Genomic DNA, 13,130 nt, shown 5'->3' on the forward strand with positions numbered 1-13,130 from the left:
CCCTGACCGCCGCGATCTGGCACAACTGGCACACCGGCCAACCGACCATGCGATCCCTGACCGCCTACGACCACTGACCCCTTGGAATCGATCATCTAGGGCTCGGCGGCATGGGGACGCCGATGGCCGGCAACATCCTCCGGGCCGGACTGCCGACGGTGGTCTGGAACCGCCATCCGGAGCCGGCCCGCGGGCTCGGCGACCAGGGCGCGGAGGTGGCCGACAGCCCGGCCGACGCGGTACGCCGGGCCGACGTGGTGGTCACCATGGTGACCGACGCGGACGCGGTCCGGTCCATCGCCACCGACCAGGGGATGCTGGCCGCGATGGCCGAGGGCGCGGTCTGGGCGCAGATGAGCACCATCGGCGTCACCGAGACCGAGCGCCTGGCCCGCCTGGTCGCTGCGGAGCGGCCCGACGTCGTCCTGGTGGACGCCCCGGTGGCGGGCAGCCGGGGCCCGGCCGAGCAGGGCAAACTCGTCGTCCTGGCCTCCGGGCCGGAGCAGGCCCGGGAGCGGGTCGCGCCGGTCTTCGACGCGGTCGGGCAGCGTACGGTCTGGGTCGGCCCGGCCGGGGCCGGCTCGCGGCTGAAGTTGGTCAACAACCTGTTGCTCGCCTTCGTCGCCGAAGGGCTCGCCGCGGCGGTCGCGTTCGGCGACGCGCTCGGCATGGATCGCCCGGCGGTCCTGGGCGCCCTGCAGGGCAGCCCGCTGGTCTCGCCCTGGGCGGCGGAGAAGCTGGAGCGGATCGGTCGGGACGACTACAGCACGCAGTACCCCCTCGCGCTGGCGCTCAAGGACGTCAACCTGGCGCTGCGCGAGGTGGGGGTCGGTCGCTTCCCGGCCGCGGAGAGCCTCGCCAAGGAGTGGCAGTGGGTGGTCGACCAGGGTTTCGGTGCCGAGGATCTGACGGTGGTCACCCGTGCCCTGTCCCGACTGGGCGAGGTGGTGTGACGCACCCGCGGCGCCGGTCGGTTGCCGTTCGCGGTGTACGCAGGCGGGAGGTCGAGGCGTGGCGAACATCCTGATCACCGGTGCCGGCACCGGATTGGGGCGGGGCGCCGCCCTGGGGTTGGCCCGCGCCGGACACCACGTCGTCGCCGGCGCGGAGATCTGGTCCCAGGTGCGGGACCTGCGCGCTGAGGCGCAGCGGCAGGAGGTCACCCTCGAGGCGGTCAAGCTCGACGTCACCGACGACCTCGACCGCCGGCACGCCTTTGGTCACGACGTCGACATCCTGGTGCTCAACGCCGGCATCCAGGAGGCCGGCGCTGTGGTGGAGATCCCCATGGAACGCGTCCGCCGGTCCTTCGAGGTGAACGTCTTCGGACACCTGCACCTCGTGCAGGGCTTCGCCCCGCAGCTGCTGCGCCGGGGCAGCGGCAAGGTGGTCTGGGTGTCCTCGGCGGCGGGCATCCGCACCCGGCCGTGGCTCGGCGTCTATGCCGCTACCAAGCACGCGATCGAGGCGCTGGCGTGGGCCATGAAGAACGAGATGGAACCGCGCGGCATCCGGGTGGCCGTCATCAACCCGGGGCCGTTCCGCACCGGCTACAACGATACGGGCGTCGAGGCGATGTACCAGTGGTGGGAGCCGGCGACCGCGCTGCTGGACCCGCCGGACTTCCGCGACTACCTCGACAACCAGTACGACCCGCAGGAGATGGTCGACGCCATGGTCGAGGTGATTCCCGCCGACCATCACCCGTACCGGACCGTGCGTCCCGCGGCCAGCCTCCAGCAGGACAAGGACTTCGAGTCCCGGGTCTGGGCCGCCGGAACGTGATCGGGGACGCCGCCGGGTGCCGTGAGGCTCCGGATTGACCCTGTCAGGCCCGCAGGACTTGATTGCAGCCATTGAGCCATAGCCGCCTCGAAGGTGGCACGCCGTTGTCGCCTGTAGTCGCAGGATCTAGGTTGGGAAACGTCCCCGTAACCTCGAGGAGGCCCGGTGGCAGGTTCGACCGGCAGCGACGAACAGGCGGCGCCAACCATCTACGATGTGGCGCGGGCGGCGGGCGTTGCCGCGTCGACGGTGTCCCGCGCATTCGCCCGCCCGGGCCGGGTCAACGCCGACACCGCCGGGCGGATCCGCAGGATCGCGGTGGAGATGGGCTACCGCACCAATCCCGTCGCCCGCGCGCTGCTCAGCGGGCGTTCCTCGATGATCGCGCTGGCCATCTCCGACATCACCAACCCGTATTACTTCGAGATCATCCGTGGTGCTCAGGCGGCGGCGATGGAGGCCGGCTACACGATGCTGCTCGCCGACGCACAGGAGTCCGACCGGCTCGAGCGAGAGGCGTTGGACCGGGCCGTCCAGACGGTGGAGGGCATCGTGCTGGCCAGTACCCGGATGTCCGACACCTCGATACGGATGACGGCCAAGCTCCGGCCGCTGATCGTGCTCAACCGGGCCGTCGCGGGTGTGCCGTCGGTGGTTACCGATCACCATCACGGCATTCGGCAGGCCGTGGATCACCTGCACGCCCTTGGTCACAGCCACATCACCTATCTGGCTGGGCCGGAGGCGGCGTGGTCGGACGGGATGCGCTGGCAGGCATTACGTGAGGCCGCAGTCGAACTGGGCCTGCGACTGCACCGTCTCGGCCCGTATCCGCCCACCGTGCTCGGCGGCGTCGCCGCCGCTGACGACTTCTGCCGACGACCGACCAGCGCGGTCATCGCCTACAACGACCTGCTGGCCCTGGGACTGCTGCGCGGTCTCTCGGCCGTCGGCGTCCGGGTGCCGCAGGACGTCAGCGTCGTGGGGTTCGACAACATCTTCGGTACCGACCTGGTCACGCCCGGCCTGACCACCCTCGCCGCGCCGCTGCACCTCCTCGGACGCACCGCCGTGCAAGGCCTGCTCGCTCTCATCTCCGGCACCCAGCGTCCGGTCGACAAGCCGGTCACGATTCCGACCCGCCTGGTGGTCCGCGCCTCCACGGATCAACGGCGCCCGACCCGGATCGCTGCCCTCGCCGAACAGGCGGAACTCTCCGACCTGCTGCAGACCCCATCAGCCGGGATCACCACCGGATAGGCCAGGTCGGACCCCGGAGCGGACCGCCGCCGGCCCGGGTAGCAACTGAGTGCGTCATCCGCCCGGGGGCACGGCAGCGTCGCCACCCCCTGGCCTCTTACCACGCGCCAGGGCAACTCACGGCAACTGATGGTCTGCGGGCCTGCACCGGAACTACGGTCACTGCGACTCCTTCCCGGGGTCGGCGAACCCACGCTGCCGGGCAGATCGAAGGTAGAGGTCGTGGAACGATGACGAACGCCACCCGCATGACATTCCTGGGAAGCGCTTTGACGGCGCTGGTGCTCTCCATCGCCCCACCCGCCCTGGCCGCAGGCGGGCGGGTGCCTGAGGCGGCACCAGCCGCGGCGCCCGCACCGGTCAGCCGCACCACTGTCCCAGATTCCGTGTCCGTCGTCCCCTCGGCAGAGGGCATCCACGTCCTTGACATTTCGAGCAACACGATCACCCTGGCTTCCGGTGTCACTTTCATCTACACCGTGGACACCCCCGAGGGTCAGGGCCGCACCCCGCTCGAGGTCGAGACGGTAGACCAGCTGCTGAAGGAGATCACCTCCAAGGACGGTTCCGCCCAGACCTACACGGTCGAGGACTCGCAGGGTACTCAGAAGCAAGCTACTGACCGGGTCGTGCCGGGCGACGTCCTCACCGTGACCGCAGGAGACAAGACACGCCACTACACGATCGACATCGTCAAGGGCGCTGTGCGCGGCCGGCTGGAGCTGCAGCACGGCGAGATCACCGCGAACACCAGCTCGGACGTGGTCGTAAACTTCACAGCCGGTATGAGAAGCCCCGCCACCGACGTGCGCGTGAAGGTGCCACGAGGAATCCACGCCACGATGGACAACACGACTGCCAACGTCATCGGTCGCGGAGAGGTCAAACTGTCCGGGCTCGCGACGCAGTCGGTCGGCAGGGTCGGAGCAGGCTACCGGTTCCCGATGGTGGGAACGGTCAAGATTGAGAACGCACGAGACGGCGGCCAGGTCATCACGTTCCACGGGCTCGACCTCAGGCCGTCGAACGGTACCGACCTGCAGATCCGGTTCACGCACGTCTCGGTCGAGCAGGGCAGCTACTCGTTCGAGGCTTCCTACACCACCTCGGAGCCCGAGAAACTGACGAGCCCGGCAGCCATGGCCAGCCTCCAGGTCGTCAAGACCGTTAGCGACTTCCGCCGGGTGCTGGACAAGAGCCTGAGCTACAGGGAAACCCCGGACACCTACAGGAAGGCGCGATTCCGGTGGACGACGCCTCAGCACGCGGCCTCCGTCAGGTTGCTGCAGTCGACGGACCGGGGCGCGACCTGGACGCAGAGCAAGGCCACGGTCGACGCCCGCACCGGCGAAGTCGAGGTCGAGGTCGTGGGCCTGGCACCGAACACCGAGTACGACTTCAAGCTGGACGTCAGAGGCGGTGAGAACCACGGCCAGTCGAACGTCGCATCGTTCTACGCCGGCAAGCTGAACGCCAAGCTGATGGGGGCCAAGGGCGACGGGCTTGCCGACGACACGGAAGCGATCAATCGGGCGATCCGCTACCTCAACGAGATTGGCGGCGGGACGTTGCTGTTCGAGAACGGCACGTTCAACGTCAGGACCGTCCACCTGCTCAGCAACGTCTACCTGTACGTCAACAAGGACGCGACCATCTCCGCGATCAAGGGCGCCGACGCGCCCGAGGCCTTGTACTTTTCCGACAAGGCCTATCGCTCGGGTACGTCCCCGACCGACCCGGGGCCCTACGAGGACCCCGAGAACTACACGACCAAGCAGGACGTCGGCCACACCTACTTCAGGAACAGCATGTTCTTTGGCGAGAGGGTCGACAACATCAAGATCATCGGGAACGGCCGGATCTCGGGCAACGGCAACATCGTGACCACCGACAAGGTCATGGACAACGCTCCGGACCTCAGGGCCGACAAGATGGTGACCCTGAAGCTCAGCACCAACTTCGAGTTCGGCGGGCTCGACAACGGCTTGGACCTCTGGTACGAGGAGACCGACTCACCCACGACCGACCAGCCGTACTACATCAAGAGCCTGGCCAAGGACGGCACGACCGAGTCGAAGCAGACAGACATCAGCAACATGCTGAAGGTCGACAACGCCGGACACTTCGCACTGCTGGCCACCGGCACGGACCACATCAACACGCACGACTTCTACTACGACAAGGGCAAGGGCGGTCAAGCGCGGGACGTCTTCGACTTCATGCAGAGCAGCTACGTCACCGTCAAGAACATCTACGCCAAGGGGACGTCCGACGACATCGTCAAACCGGGCAGCGACTCCTCCCTCGGGTTCACCAGGCCGGCGACCGACTTCTACGTCCGGAACATCATCGGCGACACGAACTGCAACCTCTTCCAGATCGGCAGCGAGACAGCCGACGACATCAGGAACGCCTACGTCGACAATATCTATGTGCTAGCTGGCAACAAGGCCGGTTTCTCCATCTCCACGAACGACGGCGCGACCGTCGAGAACATCTACCTGAACTCGGGTAAGACGGGACCGGTCCACCACCAGGCGCAGATGCGACGCACGCGGGCACCCTTCTTCATTTCGATCTCCAACCGCGGCCGTGTGATCGGCGGACAGGCGGAGCGAACGAAATTCATGGAAAACGGCGTGCAGCGGGACGAGCTGCTCAGCATCAACGTCAACATCGGCCATGTCCGCAACGTTCACGTCAAGGACGTCAACATCGAGGAGGTCTACGGGGGCAGTCAGTACAGCGACCCCTCGAAGCGATGGGTCCCCTACACCAACCAGAGCAAGGCGACGCCGATCATCGCCGGCTACAAGGTCGGCGAGGGCGGACCGGCCCTCCCGGACGGTCGCACCATTGGCTACGTCGAAAACGTCACGTTCGAGAATGTGAACCTGCTGGTGAAGGGCGGCAACAGCTACGAGGACTCGCAGATCAGCCCTCCGGAGCTGGGCGTGGGCAAGTACAACGTCGCCGACTTCGGGGTGCAGCCTTCCTACGGGTTCTGGGCGAGGCACGTACAAGGGTTGAGCTTCAAGAACGTGACGACGAACTTCGAGAGCAACGACGACCGCTATGCCTTCGTGCTCGACGACGTCAAGAACGCGAAGCTCGACGGTCTGACAATGGTGCGGGGAAGGAACAACCCCAGCGTCATCGAACTGAAGAACGCCAGCAACATCACCCTCCGTGACTCCGCCTTCTACGACGGCGCCTGGGGCAACAAACTGACTCCTCTCCAAGACCTCACCAATGTGACGGTGTCGGACGCCCAGGCCTACCCGCCGATCGTGAAGGACCCGCACAACACCGCCATCCAGCTCAAGCGGGGCGGGCACGAGAACGTGACGGGCTTGGATACTGAATCGAGGATCGTCACGACGGTGCTAGGGTCCACCGCGGCCGGCCTGACCACGCAGATCGAGTCGACGGACGGCACCGCCCAGACGTATGCGGTCGCTGCTCCCGACGGTCGGCCGAGGAGCGCGGGCGAGTTGCTCGACACGGGGGACACCCTGGTCATCACGGCGGAAGACGGCACGACGGAAGCGGAGTACCGGATCGTCGTCTCACCTGACCTGGTGATCGAGGGAGAGTCGCAGCTCGAGACGGTCGAGCGGAGTGTCCCCGGCATCACTCTTTCCACCTCCTCGACGAACGGGGCGACGTACCTGCAGACCAACTCGGTGCCGGTCGGGGAATGGATCCAGTTCGACGTCGGTGTTCCCGTCGCGGGCACCTATGACGTCTCATACCAGTACAAGACGAACACGTCCGGGAGGGCGACGGTCCAGGCGTACGTGGACGGCGTCGCGAAAGGGGCGGCGGTCGACCAGAACAGCTCGACGGCCAACCAGTACATCCCGGTGAGCCTGGGGCGAGTGACCTTCGCGGACGCCGGAAGGCATCCGGTCCGCTTTGAGGCCGTGAGACCCGGGTCGATCGTCGTCGACTACATCAAGCTCACGAAGGTGGCCGGCGGACAAGCAGGTTGACGAGCCTCGCGCGACTGCACACCTAAGGCGGTGTCCACCAACTTCACCGGGTTGCCGGTGGGTGTTGTAGATCCTCGCCCTTCGGTCGAGCGACTTCCACCCTGGGTGGTGGGGGCTGGCCTCCGCCGGCCCAACTGATCCGACTACCACCAACGCGCCGACCCAGTGACCTTCCCATATCTACGACGGCGGCTGGTGGCGTCGGTGTCGATGGGAATCAGCTTGCTGTTGCGGCTTGGCCGCCGGGAGCGATGAACATCGGTAGTGGCCGGAGTTGGGCGGGCGGCCAGTGGAGGGGCGGGAGTTGCTGTGACACGAATGCGTATGGCGTCCGGCCGGATCACCCTTGCCGTCAGCGTCGTTCTGCTGGCAGTGCTGTCCGGCGCTATGCCCACAACGGCGCTTGCGTCGGGCGCCGGGCTCAGTGGGCCAACGGATGCCGAGGAGCTGAGGGCCAATTGCGCGGAGTACGGTGATATCACCGTATGCTCAGCCCAGGTACCCAGCTTCGATGGTTCGCCCCTTGACGTGGACGTAACGCGTCCCATGCCCGGCACCGGTGACCGCCATCCGATGATCGTGTTGCTGCACGGATTCGGCAACGACAAGCACGAGTGGGAGTCCACCTCGGACGTCGCCGATGGGGCGGACAAGTACCACTGGAACAACCACTGGTTTGCCAGGCACGGCTACTACGTCGTCACCTACACCGCTCGCGGGTTCCGCGACAACGGTCCACGTGCGAGCTACCAACCGGCGACTCCGGCTGGCGAGGCCCCGACGTGCCTGCCGCCTGGCGGCTCGGCCTGCCCGCCCACGGGCACGATACGCGTGAAGAACAAAGACGTCGAGATCCGTGACACCCAATGGTTGGCCAGCCTGGCCGCGCTGGCGTACCCCGACGTCAACCCGGATCAGGTTGCGGTCAGCGGCGGCTCCTACGGTGGCGGAGAGAGCTGGCTGCAGGCCGCTGCCCAGGCGGGTAGCGAGTACTGGAGCGATTTCCCTGGCCTGCCACGACTGCGCCTGCAGGTTGCCGTGCCCAAGTACCCGTGGACCGATTTGGCGTATTCGCTGATGCCCAACGGCCACCCCGGCGGCCCTTCCGGAGCGGCTCCCGGCGAGCCGTACCGCGGGACAGATGAGTACTCGTCCTCACAGGGTGAGCCGGACAGCCTCGGGGTCGGCAACCCGATTGGCGTCGCCAAGACCAGCTACATCGGTGGCCTCTATGGCCTGGGTACCGCCAACGGCGTCTTCGACGAGGGGTCCCTGTCGCCGCAGAGCAACGGACCGGAGCCGTTCACTGCCTGGCTTGGCAGGGTCAACGCGGGGGAGCCGTACGGCGGCCCGGGCCGCGTGGACGACCCGATGATGGCCCAGGTGAGAACCGCCTTCAGCGCCTGGCACTCCGCGTACTACCAGCCTGGGTGGCGCATCGGCCGGAACGCGGGCCGCGAGCCGGCGGTCTTGTCCATCTCCGGCTGGACCGACGACCTCTTCCCGCCGGTCGAGTCGTTTCGGATGTTCACCTATCTCAAGAGCCTCGACCGGGACTGGCCGGTCGCCGTGATGGTGGGCGACGTCGGGCACTCCCGGGCGCAGAACCCGCCGACGGTGTGGCAGGCGATCAACCAAGGGGCGTGGACGTTCCTGCAGGCGAACATAGCCGGTGGCCGACCCGCGCGCACCGCCGTTTCCAGCTACCCCACGTGGTGCGAGGGCACTGCGACTGCCGCCGACGCGATCAGCGCACCCAGCCCCGCCGCCCTCGCTAACGGCAGGCTGATCGTGGAATACAAGGGCGAGGCCCTCCTGCCAGCGACGGCCGGCGCCAGCGACCCGGACGGCCCCGCCACCGACGCAGTCGCGGGCGGCAACACCGCGAGCGGCCCGGCCTGCCGCATGTCCGCACGACTGGCCACGCCGACCGGCGGCGGGTACACGTCGCTGTCGCGGCCGCTGCCCGCAGGGCAGACCTTCGTCGGCGTCGGCCACGTTCAGGCCCGGTACGCCGCGACGCCGGGCGCGGCCGGCGCCGTGTTGATCGCGCGGGTATGGGACGTCTCGCCCGACGGCACTGCCGTGCTGGTAACCCGAGGTGTCTACCGGTTCGACTTCAACGGGTACGACGCCCACAGCGGGATTGTCCAGGTGCCGCTGTACGGCAACCACTGGACGTTCGCTGCCGGCCACCGGATCCGATTGGACCTGGCCCAGGTCGACCACCCGACCTACCGGGCACCGAACGCCGCGGTGACGGCGACACTGGACCTGTCCGCCACCCGCCTCGTGCTGCCGGTCCGGCAGGACGCCGAGATCACCATGCAGTAGTCAACGGCACCGGGGCGGCGACCTCAAGGCTGGTGCCCCCCTGCCACCGACTGTGACGGGCGCTCCGGTGAAACCGCAGCACATGCCCGGCTCTGGCAGCCACGGCCGATACGCCCGCCGGTACCTACCGGCCACGCTGCCTGCGTCTTAGCCCGCGCGTACCGGTTCCCACCGGTCGCCGGGTCGGCTCGACGGCAAGGAGGTGTCGGTCATCCCTCAGTCCTGGGACGGGGTGGTGATCGGCGGCCGGCCGGCGCTTGGCCGATGGTTGTTGCGCTTCAGCCGTTGACGTCGATGTCCATCACGAGGGGCTACTACCTCCGGCACGACGCAGGCATGATCCGACCTTCAGAGGAGCTTCCATGCGTATCCGTCCACCGCTGGCCGTCGGGGCGGCCTTCGCCCTGGTCTTGACACTCACTCCATCGGCCGCTTCGGCCGTCGTCGATGTCGGGTCACCGGGCGTCGAGCGGCTCGATGTCCGCCGTACGTCGGAGTCCGTACGACCTACCGACGCTCAACTGTCTGCGGTGCGCGAGTTGGTGGGCGCCGCGGGCGCCGGCACGCGGGTCAGCTGGGACGGGCGGTTCGGCACGCCTCGGACGATCCGCAAAGACGGTGGCTGGCTCACCGGCCCGCGTTCGGGGAACGCGATCGAGGTGGCCCGGTCCTTCATCGACGCCCATCGTGACGCGTTCGGCCTGACGGCGGCGGACGTCGCGGCGCTGACGGTCTTGCGGGATCACGAACTCGTCGGCACCGGCACGCACGTGGTGAACTTCGCGCAGACGTTCGCCGGGGTTCCTGCGGTCCGCGGGGGGCGCCTCGGCGTGGCGGTGACCAGCGACGGGAAGGTCCTCTCCTACGCCGGCAACTCCGCCCGCGGCGGCGGGCTCACCGCTGGGCACAAGCTGTCCGCCGGCCAGGTGTTGGAAGGTGTGGCCAGCAAGCTCGCCCCCGGCGTGGCCTACACGGCGCAGCCGACCGCAGACCGTGCAGGATTCCAGGTCTTCGCGAAGGGCCCCTTCGCCGGTGAGTCGTATGTGCAGAAGGCGGCGTTCCCGACACGCGACGGCGCCCGGCCGGCCTACCGCGTGCTGTTTATCAAGGCCCTGGATCAGGCGTGGGACACCGTGGTCGACGCGTCCACCGGGGAGACGCTGTACCAGGCGTCCCTGGTGGCGCGCGACGCCGAGGGCACCGTCTACGAGAACTACCCGGGCGCGCCGGCCGGCGGCGCACCCGTCGTCAAGTCGTTCGGACCGACCGCCCAGTCGCCGTCGGGTTACGTCGACCCGACCGGGCTGGTGGGCGTGGCCGGGCCGACGACCTTCGGCAACAACGCGAACACGTACGCCAACTACTCGAACTTCCTGGTCCCCGCGGACCAGGGACCGCGGCCGGTGAGCCCGACCGCGCAGTTCAACTACGCGTACTCCGCGAACTGGGCGCGCAGCAAGGGCCAGGCGGTACCGCCGAGCTATGTCCTGGATCTCGATCCGGCGGCGACGAACCTGTTCTGGCACCACAACCGCATCCACGACGAGTTCCGGGCGCTGGGCTTCACCGAGTCCGGGGGCAACTTCCAGGTGAGCAACGGCGCCAACGGCGGTTCGGGTGGAGACCCGGTCCTCGGGCTGGTGCACGCCGGCGCGACCAGCGGCGGCGCACCGACGTACACCGGCCGGGACAACGCCTACATGCTCACTCTGCCCGACGGTATCCCGGCCTGGAGCGGCATGTTCCTGTGGGAGCCGGTCAACGACAGCTTCGAGGGGCCGTACTCGGACGGCAACTTCGACGCCTCCGTCATCGAGCACGAATACGCACACGGGCTGTCCAACCGGTACGTCAGTGGTGAGGACAACGCCCTCAACACCCACCAGTCCGGCTCCATGGGTGAGGGCTGGGGCGACTGGTATGCGCTGAACTATCTCTACGGCAAGAAGCTCGCCACCACGGCCGTGGTCGGCCAGCACGCCACCGGCAACACCGACCGGGGCATCCGGAACTGGAGCTACGACAAGAACCCCACCGGCTTCGGTGACATCGGATACGACCTTGGCGGCGCCGAGGTCCACTCCGACGGGGAGATCTGGACGGCCACGCTTTGGGACATGCGTAAGGCCCTCGTCGCTCGCTACGGCGAGGCGGCGGGCGGTGAGATGGCCGCGCGGTTGGTCACCGACGCGATGCCGCTGTCCCCGGCGGACCCCTCGTTCATCGACATGCGTGACGCGATCCGCACCGCACTGGACAACCGCTACCACGGCAGATCCGACTATGCCGCGCTGGTGGACACCGTCTACGGTGCCTTCGCCAAGCGGGGCCTGGGCCTGCACGCCGCCACCGACGGCGGCGACGACACCGACCCCACCCCGTCCTACGAGCACGTCAATCCGGCCCGCAACGGCACCCTGACCGGCACCGTCGTGAATGCCGCCACCGGCAAGCCGATCCCCGGCGCCCGCATCAGCCTGGGCGTCTTCGAAGCCAGGGTCACCCCGCTGCGGACCTCGTCCGCGGACGGCGGGTTCTCCGCGCCGGTGACCGCCGGCACCTACCCGGTGACCATCACGGCTGAGGGTTTCGGCTCTCGGACCTTTTCTGGTGTGAAGGTCACCGCCGGCACCACCTCCGCGTTGCGGTTCGCTCTGGCGCCCAACCTGGCGTCTGCCGCCAACGGCGCCACCGTTGTCTCGGCCACGGCGACCGGCGCCGCACGGCTGATCGACGACACCGAGGCCAGCAGTTGGAAAGCCAGCCGGGAGACCGGCAACGCGGTGATCAAACTGGCCGCTCCTGCGCAGATCTCGTCGGTCCAGGTCAGCGCCTTCACCACCGCCCGATTCGAGGGGCTGCGCTCGTTCACCCTGCAGACCTCCACCGACGGGGCGAACTGGCAGACCGTCCTGACCAAGCCGGAGGCGTTCGGCTACCAGACGCCCCGCCCCACCGCACCCGACCTGCACTACAAGCAGTTCACTCTGCCGAAGGCGGTGCAGGCGCAGTACGTGCGGTTCTGGACCGACGCCTCGCTGGGCGAGACGAAGAGCGACGTGCAAACCGCCGAGCTGCAGGTCTTCTCGCAGACCGCTATCGGGGTGGAGCCGCTGCCGCCGTCCCCGCCGGACGCACCGGTGACCGACAGCGGGCTCATCGTCGCGGGTAACCCGTCCACCGGCACGGCCGATGACGCCACCGGCGTGACCGCCACCGCGTTCAAGACGGCCTGTGCGGTGCCGGCCGCGCCGGCGCAGGGCGCGGACGGTTGGGTCACCAAGCTGCCGGACAGCTTCGGCGACGGGGCACACGAGGCGCAGGTTCACAGCGACACCGTCACGCCGTACGACTTCGACCTGTACTTCTACGACGAGTCATGCACCCTGCTCGGCTCGGCGGCCTCGTCGGCCGCGGACGAGTCCGGCACCATCCCGAGCGGGGCCCACTACGTCCTCACCCAGCTGTGGCTGGGCGCCGCAGTGCCGTTCACCCTCACCGCGACCGACACGAGGTGACGCAGAGCGTGGGGTGCTGGAGCAGTTTCTCCTGAACCTGTCCGTGCCGTATGTTGCGTGGTGGCTGCTGGACGCCCGGCAGCCACCACCTCCTGCCCCTGCCGGCGTCCGACCCCTCCCGACGCGCTGAATCTCCCGGGCGTCCTTGTGGAGGCCAGTTGTGCAGGTTTTGATACCCTTGCGTCACTGGCAGTGTGCTTGCCGGAGAGCAACGGTCGCGGATCCGCCGTTGGTGGTT

At 68.1% G+C, this 13,130-nt stretch carries 6 protein-coding genes; all 6 read left to right on the forward strand.

The window, feature by feature from the left end; all coding sequences use genetic code 11:
* Positions 1 to 86: 86 nt before the first annotated feature.
* The 6 genes from JNW87_RS00005 to JNW87_RS00030 all read left to right on the forward strand — a co-directional run bounded on the left by JNW87_RS00005 (position 87) and on the right by JNW87_RS00030 (position 12,892).
* On the forward strand, positions 87 to 953 hold the full coding sequence (locus JNW87_RS00005; protein ID WP_255420202.1) for an NAD(P)-dependent oxidoreductase: 867 nt from the start codon (positions 87 to 89) through the stop codon (positions 951 to 953).
* A gap of 58 nt (positions 954 to 1,011) precedes the next feature.
* Positions 1,012 to 1,785: an SDR family oxidoreductase gene (locus JNW87_RS00010; protein WP_109802253.1), complete on the forward strand. Its 774-nt coding sequence runs from the start codon at positions 1,012 to 1,014 to the stop codon at positions 1,783 to 1,785.
* 165 nt (positions 1,786 to 1,950) lie between these two features.
* Positions 1,951 to 3,045: a LacI family DNA-binding transcriptional regulator gene (locus JNW87_RS00015; protein WP_109802252.1), complete on the forward strand. Its 1,095-nt coding sequence runs from the start codon at positions 1,951 to 1,953 to the stop codon at positions 3,043 to 3,045.
* A gap of 230 nt (positions 3,046 to 3,275) precedes the next feature.
* Entirely contained in the window at positions 3,276 to 7,040 is a 3,765-nt protein-coding gene (locus tag JNW87_RS00020) for a carbohydrate-binding domain-containing protein (RefSeq protein ID WP_146231093.1), read from the forward strand.
* Positions 7,041 to 7,364: 324 nt separating this feature from the next.
* Positions 7,365 to 9,374, forward strand: coding sequence for a S9 family peptidase (locus tag JNW87_RS00025; protein WP_238452665.1), 2,010 nt, complete (start codon positions 7,365 to 7,367; stop codon positions 9,372 to 9,374).
* Positions 9,375 to 9,736: 362 nt separating this feature from the next.
* The gene (locus tag JNW87_RS00030) at positions 9,737 to 12,892 is read left to right on the forward strand and encodes a M36 family metallopeptidase (RefSeq protein ID WP_109802249.1); all 3,156 of its coding nucleotides are present in this window, start codon (positions 9,737 to 9,739) and stop codon (positions 12,890 to 12,892) included.
* The last annotated feature ends 238 nt before the right edge of the window (positions 12,893 to 13,130 follow it).

This window comes from Micromonospora sp. ATA51, from assembly GCF_016802855.1.
Lineage (GTDB): Bacteria > Actinomycetota > Actinomycetes > Mycobacteriales > Micromonosporaceae > Micromonospora > Micromonospora sicca.

Excerpts from the sequence above, each read along its gene's own strand:
- JNW87_RS00020 (WP_146231093.1), top strand. The coding sequence starts at position 3,276 with ATGACGAACGCCACCCGCATGACATTCCTGGGAAGCGCTTTGACGGCG.
- JNW87_RS00025 (WP_238452665.1), top strand. The coding sequence starts at position 7,365 with ATGGCGTCCGGCCGGATCACCCTTGCCGTCAGCGTCGTTCTGCTGGCA.
- JNW87_RS00030 (WP_109802249.1), top strand. The coding sequence starts at position 9,737 with ATGCGTATCCGTCCACCGCTGGCCGTCGGGGCGGCCTTCGCCCTGGTC.